Raw genomic sequence first — 17,645 nt, 5'->3', positions numbered from 1 at the left:
GCGACCGCTCAGCCCAAGGTCTTGAAAGACTGCAAGGCCGAGAGCGGCGTGAAGTCGCCCGCGCGCTTGTCCTTCATCGCGCTGATCGATTCGCGCACGTGCGCGTTGCTCCACACGGCGCCCTGCAGCCAGCCCATTTGTCGCAGGCTGTCTTCCACCGAGTGATCGCGCGCGTAGTTCACGGCCTGCTTGGTGCCCCAGATCGCCACCGGGGGTTTGGACGCGATTTCTTTCGCACACTGCAGCGCAGCAGCCACCGTGGCCTCATGCGTGTCGAACACCTCGTTGACCAGGCCATGGGCCAGTGCCTTGCTCGCACTCAGGCGGCGGCCGGTGTAGGCCAGCTCCTTCACCACCGCCAGCGGGATCAGTTTGGGCAGGCGCTGCAGCGTGCCCACGTCGGCCACCATGCCGATGTTGATTTCCTGGATGCAGAAGAAGGCGTCGGCCGACGCATAGCGGATGCAGGCAGCGGTCACCATGTCGACCGCGCCGCCGATGCAACCGCCCTGGATGGCGCAGATCACCGGGATGCGCAGGTTCTCCAGTTTCGTGAAGGTGGCCTGCATGTCGGTGAGCAGGTCGAAGATGGCGGCGCGGCCTTCCGGGCTCTGGTCGTCCATGCTGATGGCGCCCGCGAAGGTGTCCAGCGACATGCCGGCGCTGAAGTGTTTGCCGGTGCTGCTGAGGACGAGTGCGCGCGCGGTGCCTTCGTTGTGAAGCGTTGTCAGCACCTCATCGAGCTCGCGCCAGAAGGTCGGGTTCATGGTGTTGAGCTCGGCCGGGCGGCTCATCACCAGGTGGGCGACGTCATCCGTCGAGCTCAGGGAAAAGCAGGTCGTTGCGGTCATGGCGGATCTTGTCTCGTGGTGGGGGTGGTGAAGCCGGCTCACTGTAGACCTGCGGCACGCTGCCGTCTGTCCCGGGCTTGACGAGCTTGCCCACGCGCACGCCGAGCAGGCGGATGCGCCGGGAGAGGTCCACCCGCTTGAGGCACAGGCCGGCCTGGCGGCGGATGGTGGCGGGGTCGGCGGTGAAGCTGTCCAGGGTCACGTCGCGCGTGACGCTCTGGAAGTTGTCATAGCGCAGTTTGATGCCGATGGTCTTGCCCAGGTAACCCTTGTTGCTGAGGTCCGCGGCCACCTGTTGGCACAGGCGGGTGAAGATGGCGCCGAGCTCGGCGCGGTCGCGCACGGCGTGCAGGTCGCGCTCGAAGGTGGTCTCGCGGCTCATGCTCACCGGCTCGCTTTCGGTCTGCACCACGCGCTCGTCGCGGCCCCAGGACACCTCGTGCAGCCAGGCGCCGTAGCTCTTGCCGAAGTGTTCGACCAGCCAGCCGCGTTCGCGCTGCGCGAGCTCGCCGATGGTGTGGATGCCGTGGCCCTGGAGCTTCTCGTCGGCCTTGGGGCCCACGCCGTTGATCTTGCGGCAGGGCAGTGGCCAGATCAGCGCCTGCAGGTCGCCCGGTTGCACGATGCTGATGCCGTTGGGCTTGTTGAACTCGCTGGCCATCTTGGCAATCAGCTTGTTGGGCGCCACGCCGATGGAGCAGGTCAGGCCCGTGGCCTGGAAGATGCTCTTCTGGATCAGCCGCGCCAGCACCCGCCCACCTTCGCGCTGGCCGCCAGGTACGTGGGTGAAGTCGATGTAGACCTCGTCCACGCCACGGTCTTCGACCACAGGTGCGATCTCGCGGATGGTGCTCTTGAACAGGCGCGAAATTCGCTTGACCTCGTCGAAATCCACCGGCAGCAGGATGGCCTGCGGGCACAGCTTGGCGGCTTTCATCAAGCCCATGGCCGAGCCCACGCCGAACTGGCGCGCCGCGTAGGTGGCGGTGGTGGCCACGCCGCGCCCGGTGTAGCCGGCCAGGCGCGGAAAGAAGTCCACCGGGATGTGGTCCAGGCTGTCGGTGGCCCATTCGCGGTCCGGGTAGGCCTCGCGCAGGCGCAGCAACAGATCGTCCTCGCGCCGCCGTCCGCCACCAATCACCACCGGCAGGCCCTTGAGTTGTGGGTAACGCAGCAACTCGACCGACGCAAAAAAAGCGTCCATGTCGAGGTGGGCGATGCGCCGCGGCAGGGTCTGGTCGGAAGGGGCGTCCACGCGGTCGAGCATAGCGGGATTACCATGCTGCGAGACGCTGGCCACCGGCCGGCGCACCGCTTCCGGAGGACTTTTCATGAACACCATTGCCCGCCTCGTCACCGCCCTGTTGATCGCCGCCGGCATCGCCATCGCCGGCTTTGCCGTGAGCCAGGGTCTGGAGCGTTTCCGCATGTCGGACCGCTCGGTCACGGTCAAGGGCCTGGCCGAAAAGGACGTGGAGAGTGACTTCGCCGTGTGGACGCTGTCGTTTCGCCGTGCGGGCAACGACTTCGGCGGTGTGCAGCAGGCCCTGGCGGGTGACCGCGACAAGGTCACGGCCTTTCTCAAGGCGCGTGGTTTCACCGACACCGAGGTGGAGGCCAAGCCGCTGCAGGTGCAAGACCTGTTCACCCGCGAGTACGCGCAGGGCAACCAGCCGTTTCGCTTCAACGGCACCGGTCAGGTGCTGGTGAAATCGGCCCGCGTCGCCGAGGTGGAGGGTGCCGCCCGCGCGGTGGATCCACTGATCCAGGCCGGTGTGCAGCTCGGTGGTGAGAACGAGGGCGGCCGCAGCGGCCCGCGTTTCCAGTTGCGCGGCTTCAACGATGTGAAGGCACCGCTGCTGGCCGAGGCCACCCGCAACGCGCGCGAGCAGGCCGACAAGTTTGCCGCGGAGGCGGGCGCCGAACTCGGCCCGCTGAAGAACGCCAACCAGGGCGTGATCCGCATCACCGGCGATGACGGCAATGACTTCGACGACGGCAGCTCGCGCATGAAGCGGCTGCGGGTGGTCAGTACCTTTGAATATGAGCTGAAGTGAGCCCGGGTCAGAGCGCTTTCTGGATCAGCCAACCCTGGAACAGATACGGCAGCCGCGGTCCGACCAGCTCCGGCACGCCACCCTTGTTTTCGACGCTGATGGCCAGCTGGGTGACGCCCTCCAGCGCAGCTTCTTTCGCGGGCAACTGCAGCGTCTTGAACTTGCTCTGGATCACGCCCAGCGAGCGCGGTGGCTTGCCACTGGCTAGCGCCCACAGCTGCATGCTGTCCTCGCGGCCTTCTTTCACTTCATTGAGGCGCTGAACCTGCAGGATCCCGGCCTGCGGGTCCATCGTCACCAGCAGGGCCGGCAATTCCTGCGCATCCAGCAGCACCGACACGTAACGCACCTGCGGCGTGACCGCCAGGCGCTCCTGCAGGTGCACGATCTGCGCCTTGAGCTGCTCGTACATGCTGGCCATGGTGGCCGCGCCCACCAGCAGCACCAGCGCCAGTGCCACGCTGATGCCCAACCACAGCTTCGAGGTACGGGGCCGCGCCGCTGGTTCGGTGGGACTCATGGTGTTGCCGTGGGGAACGTGCCGGGCAGCAGGATCGATTTGTCCACCGTCTCGATGTTGGTGTGGCCGCAGAAGGCCATGGTGAGGTCGAGTTCGCGGTGGATGATCTCCAGGCACTTGCTCACGCCGGCTTCGCCCATGGCGCCCAGGCCGTAGAGCATGGGCCGGCCGATGTAGACACCGCGCGCACCCAGCGCACGGGCCTTGAGCACGTCCTGGCCGCTGCGAATGCCGCCGTCCATGTGCACTTCTATCTGGCTGCCCACCGCGTCCACGATGGCCGGCAGCGCCTCGATGCTGCTCTGCGCCCCGTCGAGCTGGCGCCCGCCGTGGTTGCTCACGATCAGCGCGTCGGCGCCCGAGGCCACCGAGAGCTTCGCGTCTTCCACGTCCTGGATGCCTTTGAGGATCAGCTTGCCGCCCCAGCGCTTCTTGATCCACTCCACGTCGCCCCAGTTGAGCGCTGGGTCGAACTGCTGCGCCGTCCAGGCGCTCAGGCTGCTCATGTCGGCCACGCCGCTGACGTGGCCGACGATGTTGCCGAACTGCTTGCGTTTGGTGCCCAGCATGCCCAGCGCCCAGCGCGGCTTGCCGGCGATGTTGATCATGTTGGCGATGGTCAGCTTGGGCGGGGCCGACAGGCCGTTCTTCAGGTCCTTGTGGCGCTGGCCGAGGATCTGCAGATCGAGCGTGAGCACGAGCGCGCTGCAGTTCGCCGCCTTGGCCCGGTCGATCAGACGCTCGATGAAGGCGCGGTCTTTCATCACATAGAGCTGGAACCAGAAACCTTCGCCGGCGTGCTGCGCCACGTCTTCAATGGAGCAGATGCTCATGGTGGAGAGCGTGAACGGGATGCCCATCTTCTTCGCGGCGCGTGCGGCCAGGATTTCGCCATCGGCGTGCTGCATGCCGGTCAGACCCGTGGGCGCAATCGCCACCGGCATGGCCACGCTCTGGCCGACCATGGTGGTGCGGGTGCTGCGGTTCTCCATGTTGACCGCCACCCGCTGGCGCAGCTTGATCTTCTGGAAATCACTGGCGTTGGCCCGGTAGGTGCCCTCGGTCCATGAACCGCTGTCGGCGTAGTCGTAGAACATGCGGGGCACGCGCTTCTGGGCGAGCACGCGCAGGTCTTCCACGGTGGTGATGACGGTCATGAGGTCTCCGGTGTTGTTGGGGCAGGTGTTGCGCCGATGGTAGCGGCGCCCCGGACAAATGGCTTGTGAAAGCGCGACAGCGCGGATTGAAATTTTTGGTGAACAACTCAAGGTGCCACGGGCAGGCACCGTGCACGTTCGTCCACGCTCAGGGGCTCCAGCCAGCCCAACTGCTGCTCCAGCACCGCCACCGTGGCCTCGGACGCGTCGCCCCCGCGCCTCTGGCGCGCGTTGATGCGCTCGCGCAGCGTGTCCAGCGGGGCCTCGGTCGCCAGGATGTGAAACGGGCAGGCGAGAGTCTGCGCCAGCCCGCTGAAGGCCTCGCGCTCGTGGCGCCGCAGGAAGGCCGCGTCCACCAGCACCGACCAGCCCTCTTGCAGCAGGTGCCGCGCGCGTTCCAGCAGGTGGGCGTAGGTATTGCCATGCGCCTGCGGGCTGTACAGGCCGGTGTTCAGGCCCGAGCCGCTGGCCTGTGTGGCGCCCAGACCGTGCAGGCGCTTGCGCTCCACGTCGGAGCGCAGGCGGACGGCCCGGCCGCTGGATTCGGCCTGCAGCCAGCGGCTGGAGGCCCAGGTCTTGCCGCTGCCCGAGAGGCCGTGGGTGATGACGAGCTGCGGCGCGGGTGGTTGCGCGATGCGCCTGGCCAGCGCGGTGTAGCCGCGCGCTTCGTTCAGCGAAGCGGCCATATCGGCGCCCGCCTGCGCGCTGCGGATCACCGCCACCTTGGCGCGCACCAGCGCGCGGTAGACCGCGAAGAACGGCAGCACGTCGGGCGCGCAGGTGTCGCCGCTGGCGTCCAGCCAGTCGCTGAGCAAGCCGTTGGCCAGGCCGGGCTGGCCGTGGTCGAGCAGGTCCATCCAGACAAAGGCCATGTCGCTGGCGACGTCGATCCAGCGCAGCGCGTCATTGAACTCGATGCCGTCGAAGGGCACCACCTCGTCACCGATGAGCACGAGGTTGGCCAGGTGCAGGTCGCCGTGGCCTTCGCGCACCCGGCCTTCGCCCAGGCGCTGCGCCATCTGCGGGGCCCGTTGCGTGAAGCTCGATTCGGTCCACTGGCTCAGTTGTTCGATCTTCGTCGCATCGTTGGCGTGGTTCAAGCCGTCGCGCAAGGTGCCGAGGTTGTCGCGCGCGAAGGCCAGGGTGTCCGCGGCCCGACCCCAGGTGCTGTCCGGGGGTGCCACCGCCGCCGCGGCCTGAAAACAGGCCATGCGCTGCGCCAGCGATGTGAGGTGTTCGGGCTTCAGGGCGCCGCGTGCGCACAGGTGGTCGAGTCGCCGGGCCTCGTCGAACCGGCGCATGTGCACCGCCCATTCGATGGCCTGCTCGTCGTCTTGACCGGGTTCACCCCAGCGGGGCTGCTCGGCCGGGCCGACGATGGGGAGAGCGCCCAGGTAGAGGTGCGAGGCCGGGTCGCTGGTTTCGAAGCGCTGGTTGAGCCGCACCTCGGCCTGGCAGGCCGCGCGGCGCAGGGCGAGCGTGCCGAAGTCCATGAAGGGCAGGCGCACCGGCTTCTTGATCTTGTAGGCATGAACACCTGCCAGCAGCACCCACGCACCATGGGTTTCCATGAGCTCGACCTTCGCTGCCGCGTGCGGGTAGCGTGTCGGGTCCAGCAGGGCATCGATCAAACGGGGCAGGGGAGCGTCCATGCGGCTCAACTGCAGCTCACACTCCCGCAGCCGCTCATGCTGGCCGGGCGCACGCGGCCGGGGTCGGCCAAGGTCTCGGTGTGTGTATCGAAGCCCACCGCTTGCAAATGCAGCGCCAGTCCGGCGTCCATGCTGGCCGCGTGTTGGGGGAACCATTCGGCCAGCGCTTCGGCCAGGCGGGTGATGATGTCAAGGTCACCCTGCTGGTGATGCGTTTCCACGGCCCGCATGGTCTCCAGAATGGTCGCGTGGTGGGCGGCGTGGCAGTTGTCGGGCGCGAAGCCTGTGGCCAGCATCCAGCGCTCTTCCTGGGCGAAGTGCTCCACCGTGTGAGCCAGGAAATCCTGGTACAGCGGCAACAGTTGATCGGCGGGGGTGGTCAGCAGCCGGTTGAGCTGTTCAACGAATTCGGCGTGGGTGTGGTCCATGCGGTCGTCGCCCACCGACAGGGCGGACGACCATTCCAGGGTGGCGGTGGGGTGGGCGGTGGTCTCCATGAGTCGGACTCTAGCGCCGGCACGCCGGTCGGGTCTTGACGCACATCAAGGCCCCCAGGAACCCTGGCGCCCCGAGCGTGTCAGAGGGACATGAAACCGAACAAGCTTCTCAAGACCTTGAGCCTGGTGGTCGCTGTCGGCCTGCCGCTGTCGGTGCTGAGCGCGGAGCTGGTGCGCTGGACCGACGACGGTGGCCGTCTGCACTATGGCGTCATCACCGATGTGCCGCCGCGCTACGCCGATCGCGTGGAGTCTGCCTCCGCGCCGCTGCCGCCCGGCACGACGGCCTGCGAGGCACGCTGGCACCGGTATGCGTCCAGCGCGGCGTGTTTTGACCAGTACCGCGTGGTGGGTGGTGGTCTCAAGCCGGAGGCCTTTCAGCGCTGTACCGAGGTGCCGCAGCCCGACCCCTGCAACTGACTCAGCCGAGCCGCGCGCGGTGGCGCGCGATCTGCGCGCGCACCTGCGCCGGGGCTGTGCCGCCCAGCGTGTTGCGCGCGTTCAGCGAGCCACGCAGGCTCAGGCACTCGTACACGTCCTTGTCGATCGACGCGTTGAAACCCTGCAGCACCGACAGCGGCAGTTCTGACAGGTCGCAGTTGTGCGTGACGGCCGCCTTGACCGCGTGGGCGACGGTTTCATGTGCATCGCGAAACGGCAGACCCTTCTTCACCAGGTAGTCGGCGAGGTCGGTGGCGGTGGCGTAACCCTTCTTGGCCGCTTCTTCCATCGCCACGGCGTTGACCGTGATGCCGCCTTCCTTCGCACCCGTGGCCGGGTTCGGCTGACCGCCCACCATCTCCACGAAGATGCGCAGCGTGTCCTTCAAGGTGTCCACGGTGTCGAACAGCGGCTCCTTGTCTTCCTGGTTGTCCTTGTTGTAGGCCAGTGGCTGGCCCTTCATGAGCGTGATCAGACCCATGAGGTGACCCACCACGCGGCCGGTCTTGCCACGCGCGAGTTCGGGCACGTCGGGATTTTTCTTCTGCGGCATGATCGAACTGCCGGTGGTGAAGCGGTCGGCGATCTTCACGAAGCCGAAGTTCTGGCTCATCCACAGAATCAGTTCTTCACTGAACCGGCTGATGTGCACCATGCACAGCGAAGCGGCGGCGGTGAATTCGATCGCGAAGTCGCGGTCGCTCACGCCGTCCAGGCTGTTCTGGCACACCTGCGGCTCACCGCGCTCGTCGACCATGCCCAGTTTGCGCGCCACGCGCTCGCGGTCCAGCGGGTAGGTGGTGCCGGCCAGCGCGGCGCTGCCCAGTGGCAGGCGGTTGGTGCGGCGGCGCACGTCGACCATGCGCTCGGCATCGCGCGAGAACATCTCCACATAGGCCAGCAGGTGGTGCGCGAAGCTCACCGGCTGGGCCACCTGCAGGTGGGTGAAGCCCGGCATGATCACTTCCACGTTCTTCTCGGCCACCTCCACCAGCGCGACTTGCAGTTCGCCCAGCAGCGGGATGATGAGGTCGATCTCGCTGCGCAGCCACAGGCGCACATCGGTGGCCACCTGGTCGTTGCGGCTGCGGCCGGTGTGCAGGCGTTTGCCGGCGTCGCCCACGAGTTGGGTCAGGCGGGCCTCGATGTTGAGGTGCACGTCTTCGAGATCGAGCTTCCATTCGAAGCTGCCGGCCTCGATCTCGGACGTGATCTGCGCCATGCCTTGCTGGATGGACGCCAGGTCGGCCGCGCCGATGATGCCTTGCGCTGCCAGCATCTCGGCGTGCGCGAGGCTGCCGGTGATGTCGGCCTGCCAGAGGCGTTTGTCGAAGAAGACGCTGGCGGTGTATCGCTTGACCAACTCGCTCATCGGCTCCGAGAATAGGGCGGACCAGGCTTCGGATTTCTTGTCGAGTTGGTTGGTGGACATACGGTGTTGCCAGCGGCTTTGGAGGGAAAAATAGGAGCGGAAGACCGCAGAACACGGGGCAGGCAAAAAGGGCCTGAAAGATCTTTCGATCGCAGCGCCGTGCGGTTCCAGGGCGCGGTGCCCGGATCAACGCACAATTCCACGTCGACCGACCCGAGCATTGACGCACGCCCCATGAAAGACTCCCGAATTTTATCGACCTTCCAGGATCTGCCCAGTACCCTGGGCACGCAGTCGCTGGAGGAGATGCCCGAGCACATCCGGGCCCGCGACCGGGTGTTTGACACCTGCCAGGTGGGCGTGGTGCTGCGGGCCGTGCTGTTCGTGCAGGCCATCGTGGCCGTGGCGGCCATCTTTGGCGCGGCGAACCCGGTGGCCTGGATCACCCAGATGGCGGTGCTCACTGGCGCGGCGTTGCCGGCCGTGCTGGCCTGGCTGCTGTGTGTGTGCGCGCTCAAACGCAGACTCGGGCGCATGGAGGTCCAGGCCCAATGGGTGACGGGCATCGGGCTGGGTGTGCTGGCTGGCCTGTACGGCTGCGGCTTGCTGGTGCTCATGGGGCTGGCCAGCGCGGCGCCCTGGGTGGCCAGCGGGGCTTCGGGCGCGCTGGTGTCGGCGGTCCTGGTGGGCGCGCTGGTGTGGCGCGCCAAGGCCCGCATGCCCGCAGGCACCACCGCGCGGCTGGCCGAGCTGCAGGCCCGCATCCGGCCGCATTTCCTGTTCAACACGCTCAACAGCGCGATCGCTCTGGTGCGCGAGGAGCCCGCCAAGGCCGAAAATCTGCTGGAAGATCTGAGCGAACTGTTTCGCCACGCCCTGGCCGACGCCCAGGAGGCGGTGCCCCTGTGGCAGGAACTGGAGCTGGCCGAGCACTACCTGGCCATCGAACAGGTGCGCTTTGGCGACCGGTTGAAGGTGGAGTGGAGTGTGGACGACGCGGCCTCCAAGGCCAAATTGCCACCCCTCATCCTGCAGCCACTGGTGGAGAATGCGGTGAAGCACGGTGTGGAGCCCAGCCCGTCGGGCGCGGTGGTGCGCATCAGCACCCAGCGGCGCGGGAGTCTGGTGGTGATCAAGGTCACCAACACCGTGCCGGCGGGCAGCGGGAGGCGTGGCAACGGCCTGGCGCTGGACAACGTTCGGCAGCGCCTGGCGCTGTTGCACGATGTTCAGGGCAGGTTCCAGAGCGCATTGGTCAATGGGGTGTTTCAGGTTCGCCTTGAAATACCGGTATAAGCGGGTATTGAACGGGTCTGGCTACGGAGCGTGACATGACACTGAAGGTACTGATCGTTGACGATGAAGCATTGGCGCGGTCCCGGCTGCGCACTCTGCTGGGTGAATGCAGCGAGCCGCGCGCGGACGTGGTGGGCGAGGCGGCCAACGCCGTGCAGGCGATGGAGTTGATCCAGCGCACCGGATGTGATCTGGTGATGCTGGACATCCACATGCCCGGCGTGGACGGCATGACCCTGGCCAAGACCCTGCGTGAGCTGGCGGCGCCACCGGCGGTGGTGTTCATCACCGCCTACGCCGAACACGCGGTGCAGGCTTTTGACCTGGAAGCGGTGGACTACCTGACCAAGCCGGTGCGCCGCGAGCGTCTGCAGCAGGCCCTGCAGAAGGTGCAACGTCTGCGCGCCGAAACCGCTGCCGATGTGGGGCTGCCCGAGAGCCTGATCATCCAGGAGCGTGGTCGCAGCGAGCGCGTGGCGCTGGCCGACGTGATCTACCTCAAGGCCGAGCTGAAATACATCACGGTGCGCACGGCCGACAAGGAACACATTTTTGATGGCGCGTTGAGCGATCTTGAGCAGCGCTATGCGCACCTGTTCGTGCGGGTGCACCGCAATGCCCTGGTGTCGCGCCGTGCGGTGCGGGCGGTGGAGAAGCACAACGACCCGGTCGAGGGCGAGGGCTGGACAGTGCGTCTGGACGGGGTAGAGGAGCGTCTCGCTGTCTCGCGCCGTCAACTGGCTGCGGTTCGTGAAGCTCTGATGAGCTGATTTTCTGCCTGGGTTGCTCCGGTCGTCGCCGACTGGGGCAACCGGCTCCGCGAATGTCCCCCGGGTCGGCTGCGCCGCCCCTCCTCCTTGATTTCGCTGCGCCGGTCACCCCAGCCGGCAACGACCTCCCTGGTACGCGAACCCAAACGCGTCGAATGCAGACACACCACTCGCTCGTGAGGGTGGTGCGTTCTGCGCAGCGAAATCAAGGAGGAAAACCGGCGCAGCCGGTTTGGGGGACATTCGCGGAGCAGAGCGCGCTGCCCTCTCGAGCCTGCGAAGGTCGCGGAGTGAAATCTCAGACCTCTGCAGCTTCCACCAAGAACCGCACCCGCCGCTGACCCTGCCACTCATCCGCATCCAGGCGAAACGCAATCTTCACGCGTGCCGGCAAAGGCTCGGTGTGGCCGAACCAGATGCCGTCCACCGGCTCGCCCTGATGCTTGAGTTTCAGCGCCAGGTGCTTCTCACCCACCAGCCGCTGCGACACCACCTGCACCTCTTCGCAAAAGACGGGCGGCGCAAAGCCCTGGCCCCACACCTCCTTGTGCAGCGTGTCCACCAGATCGGCGCGACGGTACTTCGTGTCCAGTGCGCCGTCGGCCTCCATGCGGCGCTGCAACGTGGCCGCGTCCAGCCACTCGTGGGCCACCTGCTGCAGCGCGGTTTCAAACGTCTCCAGATGTTCCTCGTCGATGGTGCAGCCGGCCGCCATGGCGTGGCCGCCAAAGCGCAACAACACACCCGGGTGGCGCTTGGCCACGAGGTCAAGCGCGTCGCGCAAATGAAAACCCGCGATCGATCGGCCCGAGCCCTTGAGCTCGTTTTCCTTGCCCTCGGCGCCACTGGAGGCAAACACGAAGGTGGGCCGGTGCAGCTTGTCCTTCAGGCGTGAGGCCACGATGCCGACCACGCCTTCGTGAAAGTCGGGATCGAACACCACCAGCGCGGGCGGTGGCTCCTCGGACTCGTCGAACATCTCCTCGGCCATCTGCAGCGCCTGATCGCGCATGTCCCCTTCGATCGCCTTGCGCTCGCGGTTGATGCCGTCCAGCGTGCGCGCGAGCTCGTCCGCGCGCAGCGCGTCGTCGGTGGTCAGGCACTCGATGCCCAATGTCATGTCGGCCAGGCGGCCGGCGGCATTCAGGCGCGGGCCGAGCGCGAAGCCAAAGTCAAAGCCGGTGGCGGCATCGGGCTTGCGCGCGGCCACGTTGAACAAGGCCGTCATGCCCGGCGGCATGGCGCCAGCTCGCACGCGCTTCAAGCCTTGAGCGACGAGGCGGCGGTTGTTGGCGTCGAGCTTGACAACGTCGGCCACGGTACCCAGCGCGACCAAGGGCAAGAGGTTGTCGATCTTTGGCTGGTTCTGCGCAGTGAAGACGCCGCGCTCACGCAATTCCGCACGCAGCGCCAGCAGCACATAAAACATCACGCCCACGCCGGCGATGGACTTGCTCTCGAATGTGCAGCCCGGCTGGTTGGGGTTCACGATGATGCAGTCCTGCGGCAGCGTCACCTCGCCGTCCCTGATGGCGGGCAGGTGGTGGTCGGTGACGATCACCTGCAAGCCCAGCTCGCGCGCGGCGCGCACACCGTCCACGCTGGCGATGCCGTTGTCCACCGTCACCAGCACGTCGGCGCCCTGCGCCTTCACGCGCTTCGAGATCGACGGCGTGAGGCCGTAACCGTCGGTCACGCGGTCGGGCACGAGGTAGTTGACGCGGTCGAAGCCCATGGGGGCACCCAGCAAGCGCAGGCCGCGCAGGCCGACCGCGCAGGCGGTGGCGCCGTCGCAGTCGTAGTCGGCCACGATGCAGATCGCCTGGTTCGCGGCCATCGCGTCGGCCAAGGCACGCGCGGCGTCTTGCGCACCCAACATTTGAGAAGGCGGGATCAGGCGGGCCAGCGCGTCGTCGAGCTCGTCGGTGCTGGTGATGCCGCGGGCGGCGAACAGGCGCGCCAGCAGCGGGTGCAGGCCACCTTGCTCCAGCGCCCAGGCGGCGCGGGGTGGCACGTCGCGGGTGATGATCTTCATAGGGTTTCCAACGTCTTCCAGGCCGGGGCATGGCCCAGCAGGTTCTTGATGAGGCGCCCAGCGCGCGCCACGGGGCCGCGCGGGGCGTTCGTGAAGCGCTGCGCCGCGCGCTCGCCGCACAGGGTGAGTGTGACCGGCTCGCCGCGGCGCGCGCGATCCAGCATGTCTTTGATGTCGTTGGTGTCCAGCGCAGCCCAGGCGTCTTTCCAACGTGTCCAGTCGGCCTGCAGGGCCGCGTTGCGCAGGGCATCCGGCATGGCCGGTGGTGGCAGCAGCGTTGTCGGGTGGTCGATGGCGCCTGCGCCACTGAGCCAGAAGCCGTTGACCGGGTGCAGGCGCAGCGCCTCGCGCGCATCGTGTGCCGGGTGTGTGTAGAACAGCATTTGCGCTTCGCTCTGCAGCCGCTTGAGCAGCTGTCCACCCGCCAGGTTGGCCGAGCTGTTGGTCATCCAGGCCTCCACGGAGCGGCCGCCCACGCGGTCCAGGCTGGCGCAGGCGATCCCGCGCAGCACCTCGCCACTCGCGTGCCAGCGCGTGGCGGACTCAAAACGCAGCGCGATGCCGTCCTCGGCGCAGTAAGGCGCCAGCGCATCGAAGAGAGGGCGCGCGTGCTCGTCGGTCAGGCCCAACTGGTCGCCGGGCAGCAGCGTGACTTGCTCCATGCCGACCTGAAAGTGACAAGGCGAGAACCAGGCCTGGGGTTGCCCAGGCTCGGCGCTGGCCGCTGCGGCCCAGGGCAGCAGGCCATCGGGGTAGGCCGAGCCGTCCGCCCGCACCAGGCCGATGGCCTGGGCCAGCGCACGTTCGTGGGGTGGGCTCAGGCTGTGGTCGGACGCACTGTCGGTGCCGGAATCGGTGTGTGTGGGCTGAAGTTCGGCCAGCAAGGCGGTGAGGTGGGGCAACTGCAAGCCCGGCAGCGCCGCCCGGCAAGCGGGGTCGCTGGCGCTGGCAAAAGGAACCAGCAGGTGCGTGGCAGGCTCAGAGGCCATGTGGGGAACGGGCATGACGCGATTGTCGGGGATGCCACAATGCCCGCTGGACCTCACATGCAAACCCCTTACGAACTCATTCTCGGCTGGCGCTACACGCGCGCTGGCCGCGCCACCCGGCGCAACGGCTTCATCTCCTTCATCTCGGGCGTGTCCATGCTGGGCATTGCGCTGGGTGTGGCCGCGCTGATCATCGTGCTCTCGGTCATGAACGGCTTCCAGAAGGAAGTGCGCGACCGCATGCTCGGTGTGCTCTCGCACATCGAGGTGTTCGAGCCCGGCGGTCAAGCCATTCCCAACCTGGCCGACACGCTGGCAAAAATCGAGCGCCATCCCGAGGTGGTGGGTGCGGCGCCGTTCGTGGGGGCGCAGGCACTCATCGCGCGCGGCGAAGACATGAAGGGCGCTCTGGTGCGCGGCATCGACCCGGCGCTGGAGCCCAAGGTGACCGACCTCGCGGCTCAGTTGGCGGACACCGTGTTGCCGCGTCTGGTGCCCGGTGAATTCCGCGTGATCCTGGGCGGTGAACTCGCACGCAGCCTGGGCGTGATCGCCGGCGACAGCGTCACGCTGATCGCACCCAGCGGGCAGGTGACTCCGGCCGGCGTGGTGCCCCGCATCCGTCAGATGACGGTGGTGGGCACGTTTGATTCAGGCCACTACGAATACGACTCGGCGCTGGCCCTGCTGCATCAGGAAGATGCCGCGCGCATCTTTCGCGTGGAAGGCCCGACCGGCGTGCGCGTGAAGATCAAGGACCTGCACGCCGCGCGCGAGGTGGCCGTGTCCATCGCCGCCGACCTCGACCCCGGCTTGCTGGTGCGCGACTGGACGCGCCAGAACCGCACCTGGTTTGCGGCGGTGCAGCTTGAAAAACGCATGATGTTCATCATCCTCACGCTGATCGTGGCCGTGGCCGCATTCAACCTGGTGTCCACGCTGGTGATGACCGTGACCGACAAGCGCGCGGACATCGCCATCCTGCGCACGCTGGGCGCGAGCCCGCAGAGCATCATGGGCGTGTTCATGGTGCAGGGCGCGATGGTGGGCGTGATCGGCACCGGCGCGGGCCTGCTGCTGGGCCTGGGCATCGCCTTCAACATCGACACCCTGGTGCCCGCGCTGGAGCGCCTGCTGGGCGCGAGCTTCCTGCCGCAGGACATCTACCTCATCAGCCGCATGCCCAGCGACCCACAGCAGACCGACATCCTGCCGGTGGCCGTGATCTCGCTGGTGCTCTCGTTCCTGGCCACGATCTACCCGAGCTGGCGCGCAAGCCGCGTCAACCCTGCCGAGGCGTTGCGTTATGAGTGAATACAACCCCGTTCGAACTGGCCCCAACTCCGTTCGGGCTGAGCTTGTCGAAGCCCCCGCCACGGTCTTGGTGAGCCCTTCGACAGGCTCAGGGCGAACGGAGCCCAGCTCAGCCCGATCGGATGTCGTGTTGAGCGCCACAGGCCTCACCAAACGCTTCACCGAAGGCCGCCTCGACGTCACCGTGCTCACCGGCGTGGACCTCACGGTGCGAGCGGGAGAAACCGTGGCCATCGTCGGGGCCTCCGGCTCTGGCAAGAGCACCTTGCTACACCTGCTCGGCGGCCTGGACGCACCCACGAGTGGCAGCGTGCAGCTCATGGGGCAGACCATGTCGGGGCTGAGCGCCACGCAGCAGGGCGTGTTGCGCAACCAGCACCTGGGTTTCGTCTACCAGTTCCACCACCTGTTGCCCGAGTTCAGCGCGCGAGACAACGTGGCCATGCCCCTGTGGATCCGCCGTCTGCCGCGTGCCGAGGCGGCCGAGCAGGCCCGGAAAATCCTCACGCGGGTGGGTCTGGCCGAGCGCCTGGGCCACCGTCCGGCCGAGCTCTCGGGGGGTGAGCGCCAGCGCGTGGCCATTGCGCGCGCACTGGTCACGCAGCCCGCCTGCGTGCTGGCCGACGAGCCCACCGGCAACCTCGATCGCACCACCGCCGAAGGCGTGTTTCAGTTGATGCTGGAGCTCGCCCGCGACCAAGGCACGGCCTTCATCGTCGTCACACACGACGAGACGCTGGCAGCGCGATGCAACCGCGTGCTGCGCTTGACGGCGGGTGTGCTGACCTAAGGCTTGGTCCGCACGAAGCGCAGGGGCTTCTCCCACCCCTGCACGTGCATCAGCATCGTCCTGCCCCGCACTTCGAGCCGCTGCGCCTTCTGCAGCGCGTCCAGGTAGCGCGTTTCCTGCTCGTCCACCGCCGGCGCACACGCCATGCGTGTGCCCCCCAGCTGCCCCAGCGCAATGCGGTCCTGCATGAGCGTGTAGGAGCCAAAGAAGCGGTTGCACGAGCTGTTGCCCGCCACGCGCCCGGCCTCGGGAAAGGCGAGGGTGGCCTGCACGGTGTCGAGCACGCCGCGCCCGCCCATGTCTTCCAGCCGCCACTCGCTGCCCACCAGCGGCGCTGCGTCGGGCGCGCCGGGCATGGCGCAGGCGGTGAGTGCCATCAGCACGGGAGCGGCGAGCCAGGCGAGGCGGGGAGTGGGTGGCATGGTGGTTCCTTCCTGTTGCGGGATGCCGGCGAGCGAGAGCCTTGCCGGCACAATGGTCGTTATACCGCCATGTGGATCGACACACACTGCCATCTGGATGCGCCTGAGTTCGGCGCCGACCATGCTCTTGCACTGAGCCTGCGCGAGCGTGCGGCCGCGCTCGGGGTGGGCCTGTGCGTGATTCCCGCTGTGGAGCGCTCCAACTTCGACACGGTGCGCCAGCTCGCGCACCGGCTGGGTGACGCCTACGCCCTGGGCATCCACCCGCTGTGTGTGCCGCGCGCGCAGGACGCCGACCTGGATGCGCTCGACGCGGCACTGACCGAGCACCGCGACGATCCGCGGCTGGTCGCCGTGGGAGAAATCGGGCTCGACTTCTTCGTCCCCGCGCTGTGCACACCCGAAATGCGTGAACGCCAAGCCTTGTTCTACCGCGCGCAGCTGCGGCTGGCACGCAAGCACCGCCTGCCGGTGATCGTGCATGTGCGGCGCAGCGCCGACCAGTTGCTCAAGCACCTGCGCGAGCTGCCCACGGGCGGTGGCATCGCGCACGCGTTCAACGGCAGCGAACAGCAGGCGCAGGCCTTCCTGGGTCTGGGTTTCAAGCTGGGTTTTGGGGGTGCGTGCACCTTTGAGCCGGCGCGGCAATTGCGTCGGCTGGCCGCCGAGTTGCCACTGGCGGCACTGGTGCTGGAGACCGACGCGCCCGACATTCCGCCGCACTGGCTCTACGCCACCGCGGCCGAGCGGGCAGCGGGCCGGGCGCAAGGCGTCAACAGCCCGGCCGAGCTGCCGCGCATCTGTGGGGTGGTGGCCGAGCTGCGCGGCATGCCGGTCGATGCGTTGATGAAGGCCACCACCGCCAGTGCCCTGGCGGCATTGCCGCGGCTGGCGGCGCTGGCTGCTGCCGCATGAGCCGCTTGCAGGGTTTGCCGCCGGTGCTCGACGCGAGCACGCGTGTGCTGGTGCTGGGCAGTTTCCCCGGCGTGGCATCGTTGCGCGCCCAGCAGTACTACGGCCATCCGCAGAACCATTTCTGGAAGATCCTGGGCGCGTTGTGGCGGTTGCCCCTGCCCGCCATGGCCTACCCCGAGCGAGTGGCCGCCTTGCTGGAGCGTGGTGTGGGCGTGTGGGATGTGTACGGGGCTTGTGAGCGTGAGGGCAGTCTGGACGCGAACATCCAGAACGCGGAGCTCAACGATTTCACGTGGGTGATGCGCTCGTGTCCGTTGCTCGAAGCGATCGCGCACAACGGTGGCGAGAGTTTTCGGCATGCGCGGCACACCGAAAAGCTGGGTTTGCCGGTCTACAAGCTGCCGTCCACCAGCCCGGCGAATGCGAGTTGGAGCTTTGATCGGAAGTTGGCGGCCTGGTCTGACGTGTTGCTGCGTCACTTGTGAGTGCTTTCGCTCGACAGGCATCGCGGGCTCGCTGCACCGGTGCGCTCTGCGCCGCGAATGTCCCCCGGTGGCCTGCGGCCAC

18 protein-coding genes are annotated in these 17,645 nt (G+C 67.4%); 8 read left to right on the top strand and 10 right to left on the bottom strand.

Annotated features, from left to right (window positions below; translation table 11 throughout):
- Positions 1-8: 8 nt before the first annotated feature.
- Together ASE11_RS09510 and ASE11_RS09505 are read right to left on the bottom strand one after the other, a co-directional pair.
- Positions 9-851: an enoyl-CoA hydratase-related protein gene (locus tag ASE11_RS09510; RefSeq protein ID WP_056269671.1), complete on the bottom strand. Its 843-nt coding sequence runs from the start codon at positions 849-851 to the stop codon at positions 9-11.
- A complete protein-coding gene (locus tag ASE11_RS09505; protein WP_056269668.1) occupies positions 811-2,118 on the bottom strand; it encodes a Y-family DNA polymerase in 1,308 nt (435 codons plus the stop codon). Before ASE11_RS09505 ends, ASE11_RS09510 begins: the two co-directional genes overlap by 41 nt.
- A 64-nt stretch (positions 2,119-2,182) precedes the next feature.
- On the opposite strand from ASE11_RS09505, the gene ASE11_RS09500 reads away from it, so the two are divergent.
- A complete protein-coding gene (locus ASE11_RS09500) occupies positions 2,183-2,908 on the top strand; it encodes an SIMPL domain-containing protein (RefSeq protein WP_056269665.1) in 726 nt (241 codons plus the stop codon).
- A 7-nt stretch (positions 2,909-2,915) separates the two neighbouring features.
- On the opposite strand, the gene ASE11_RS09495 is transcribed toward ASE11_RS09500, so the two are convergent.
- The 4 genes from ASE11_RS09495 to ASE11_RS09480 all read right to left on the bottom strand — a co-directional run bounded on the left by ASE11_RS09495 (position 2,916) and on the right by ASE11_RS09480 (position 6,734).
- On the bottom strand, positions 2,916-3,428 hold the full coding sequence (locus tag ASE11_RS09495) for an anti-sigma factor domain-containing protein (RefSeq protein WP_056269661.1): 513 nt from the start codon (positions 3,426-3,428) through the stop codon (positions 2,916-2,918).
- The gene (locus tag ASE11_RS09490; protein ID WP_056269656.1) at positions 3,425-4,585 is read right to left on the bottom strand and encodes an alpha-hydroxy acid oxidase; all 1,161 of its coding nucleotides are present in this window, start codon (positions 4,583-4,585) and stop codon (positions 3,425-3,427) included. Before ASE11_RS09490 ends, ASE11_RS09495 begins: the two co-directional genes overlap by 4 nt.
- A gap of 107 nt (positions 4,586-4,692) precedes the next feature.
- Positions 4,693-6,237 (bottom strand): AAA family ATPase, encoded by a 1,545-nt coding sequence (locus ASE11_RS09485; protein WP_056269652.1) that lies wholly within the window; start codon positions 6,235-6,237, stop codon positions 4,693-4,695.
- A gap of 5 nt (positions 6,238-6,242) precedes the next feature.
- The gene (locus tag ASE11_RS09480) at positions 6,243-6,734 is read right to left on the bottom strand and encodes a hemerythrin domain-containing protein (RefSeq protein ID WP_056269649.1); all 492 of its coding nucleotides are present in this window, start codon (positions 6,732-6,734) and stop codon (positions 6,243-6,245) included.
- A 90-nt stretch (positions 6,735-6,824) separates the two neighbouring features.
- On the opposite strand from ASE11_RS09480, the gene ASE11_RS09475 reads away from it, so the two are divergent.
- Complete coding sequence (locus ASE11_RS09475) at positions 6,825-7,154, top strand: DUF4124 domain-containing protein (protein WP_056269646.1); 330 nt, start codon at positions 6,825-6,827, stop codon at positions 7,152-7,154.
- A 1-nt stretch (position 7,155) separates the two neighbouring features.
- Here the strand turns inward: ASE11_RS09475 and argH are convergent, their stop codons facing one another.
- Positions 7,156-8,607: an argininosuccinate lyase gene (argH, locus tag ASE11_RS09470; protein ID WP_056269643.1), complete on the bottom strand. Its 1,452-nt coding sequence runs from the start codon at positions 8,605-8,607 to the stop codon at positions 7,156-7,158.
- Between the two features lie 174 nt (positions 8,608-8,781).
- On the opposite strand from argH, the gene ASE11_RS09465 reads away from it, so the two are divergent.
- On the top strand, positions 8,782-9,843 hold the full coding sequence (locus ASE11_RS09465) for a sensor histidine kinase (RefSeq protein WP_056269638.1): 1,062 nt from the start codon (positions 8,782-8,784) through the stop codon (positions 9,841-9,843).
- Positions 9,844-9,878: 35 nt separating this feature from the next.
- Complete coding sequence (locus ASE11_RS09460; protein WP_056269634.1) at positions 9,879-10,613, top strand: LytR/AlgR family response regulator transcription factor; 735 nt, start codon at positions 9,879-9,881, stop codon at positions 10,611-10,613.
- A gap of 298 nt (positions 10,614-10,911) precedes the next feature.
- On the opposite strand, the gene recJ is transcribed toward ASE11_RS09460, so the two are convergent.
- Both recJ and ASE11_RS09450 read right to left on the bottom strand, forming a co-directional pair.
- Positions 10,912-12,648 (bottom strand): single-stranded-DNA-specific exonuclease RecJ, encoded by a 1,737-nt coding sequence (recJ, locus tag ASE11_RS09455; protein ID WP_056269631.1) that lies wholly within the window; start codon positions 12,646-12,648, stop codon positions 10,912-10,914.
- Positions 12,645-13,652, bottom strand: a complete 1,008-nt coding sequence (locus ASE11_RS09450; protein WP_156406289.1) for a phosphoglycerate mutase — start codon at positions 13,650-13,652, stop codon at positions 12,645-12,647. Before ASE11_RS09450 ends, recJ begins: the two co-directional genes overlap by 4 nt.
- A 42-nt stretch (positions 13,653-13,694) precedes the next feature.
- On the opposite strand from ASE11_RS09450, the gene ASE11_RS09445 reads away from it, so the two are divergent.
- Positions 13,695-14,951 (top strand): lipoprotein-releasing ABC transporter permease subunit, encoded by a 1,257-nt coding sequence (locus ASE11_RS09445; RefSeq protein ID WP_056269625.1) that lies wholly within the window; start codon positions 13,695-13,697, stop codon positions 14,949-14,951.
- 130 nt (positions 14,952-15,081) lie between these two features.
- On the top strand, positions 15,082-15,741 hold the full coding sequence (gene lolD, locus ASE11_RS09440; protein WP_414842438.1) for a lipoprotein-releasing ABC transporter ATP-binding protein LolD: 660 nt from the start codon (positions 15,082-15,084) through the stop codon (positions 15,739-15,741).
- Here lolD and ASE11_RS25295 read toward each other — a convergent pair.
- A complete protein-coding gene (locus ASE11_RS25295) occupies positions 15,738-16,163 on the bottom strand; it encodes an META domain-containing protein (protein WP_056269623.1) in 426 nt (141 codons plus the stop codon). The genes lolD and ASE11_RS25295 overlap by 4 nt on opposite strands.
- Positions 16,164-16,232: 69 nt before the next feature.
- Here ASE11_RS25295 and ASE11_RS09430 point away from each other — a divergent pair, with 69 nt between their 5' ends.
- A complete protein-coding gene (locus ASE11_RS09430) occupies positions 16,233-17,078 on the top strand; it encodes a TatD family hydrolase (protein ID WP_056269621.1) in 846 nt (281 codons plus the stop codon).
- Positions 17,075-17,563 (top strand): DNA-deoxyinosine glycosylase, encoded by a 489-nt coding sequence (locus ASE11_RS09425; RefSeq protein ID WP_056269619.1) that lies wholly within the window; start codon positions 17,075-17,077, stop codon positions 17,561-17,563. The genes ASE11_RS09430 and ASE11_RS09425 overlap by 4 nt, the downstream gene beginning before the upstream one ends.
- The last annotated feature ends 82 nt before the right edge of the window (positions 17,564-17,645 follow it).

Origin of the sequence: Hydrogenophaga sp. Root209 (genome assembly GCF_001428625.1) — a bacterium.
Classification (GTDB): Bacteria; Pseudomonadota; Gammaproteobacteria; order Burkholderiales; family Burkholderiaceae_C; genus Hydrogenophaga.
Note: the sequence above shows the minus strand (reverse complement) of the source record. Positions and strands in the feature narration are given on the sequence as shown.

Excerpts from the sequence above, each read along its gene's own strand:
- ASE11_RS09510 (WP_056269671.1), bottom strand. The coding sequence starts at position 851 with ATGACCGCAACGACCTGCTTTTCCCTGAGCTCGACGGATGACGTCGCC.
- ASE11_RS09505 (WP_056269668.1), bottom strand. The coding sequence starts at position 2,118 with ATGCTCGACCGCGTGGACGCCCCTTCCGACCAGACCCTGCCGCGGCGC.
- ASE11_RS09500 (WP_056269665.1), top strand. The coding sequence starts at position 2,183 with ATGAACACCATTGCCCGCCTCGTCACCGCCCTGTTGATCGCCGCCGGC.
- ASE11_RS09495 (WP_056269661.1), bottom strand. The coding sequence starts at position 3,428 with ATGAGTCCCACCGAACCAGCGGCGCGGCCCCGTACCTCGAAGCTGTGG.
- ASE11_RS09490 (WP_056269656.1), bottom strand. The coding sequence starts at position 4,585 with ATGACCGTCATCACCACCGTGGAAGACCTGCGCGTGCTCGCCCAGAAG.
- ASE11_RS09485 (WP_056269652.1), bottom strand. The coding sequence starts at position 6,237 with ATGGACGCTCCCCTGCCCCGTTTGATCGATGCCCTGCTGGACCCGACA.
- ASE11_RS09480 (WP_056269649.1), bottom strand. The coding sequence starts at position 6,734 with ATGGAGACCACCGCCCACCCCACCGCCACCCTGGAATGGTCGTCCGCC.
- ASE11_RS09475 (WP_056269646.1), top strand. The coding sequence starts at position 6,825 with ATGAAACCGAACAAGCTTCTCAAGACCTTGAGCCTGGTGGTCGCTGTC.
- argH (WP_056269643.1), bottom strand. The coding sequence starts at position 8,607 with ATGTCCACCAACCAACTCGACAAGAAATCCGAAGCCTGGTCCGCCCTA.
- ASE11_RS09465 (WP_056269638.1), top strand. The coding sequence starts at position 8,782 with ATGAAAGACTCCCGAATTTTATCGACCTTCCAGGATCTGCCCAGTACC.
- ASE11_RS09460 (WP_056269634.1), top strand. The coding sequence starts at position 9,879 with ATGACACTGAAGGTACTGATCGTTGACGATGAAGCATTGGCGCGGTCC.
- recJ (WP_056269631.1), bottom strand. The coding sequence starts at position 12,648 with ATGAAGATCATCACCCGCGACGTGCCACCCCGCGCCGCCTGGGCGCTG.
- ASE11_RS09450 (WP_156406289.1), bottom strand. The coding sequence starts at position 13,652 with ATGCCCGTTCCCCACATGGCCTCTGAGCCTGCCACGCACCTGCTGGTT.
- ASE11_RS09445 (WP_056269625.1), top strand. The coding sequence starts at position 13,695 with ATGCAAACCCCTTACGAACTCATTCTCGGCTGGCGCTACACGCGCGCT.
- ASE11_RS25295 (WP_056269623.1), bottom strand. The coding sequence starts at position 16,163 with ATGCCACCCACTCCCCGCCTCGCCTGGCTCGCCGCTCCCGTGCTGATG.
- ASE11_RS09430 (WP_056269621.1), top strand. The coding sequence starts at position 16,233 with ATGTGGATCGACACACACTGCCATCTGGATGCGCCTGAGTTCGGCGCC.
- ASE11_RS09425 (WP_056269619.1), top strand. The coding sequence starts at position 17,075 with ATGAGCCGCTTGCAGGGTTTGCCGCCGGTGCTCGACGCGAGCACGCGT.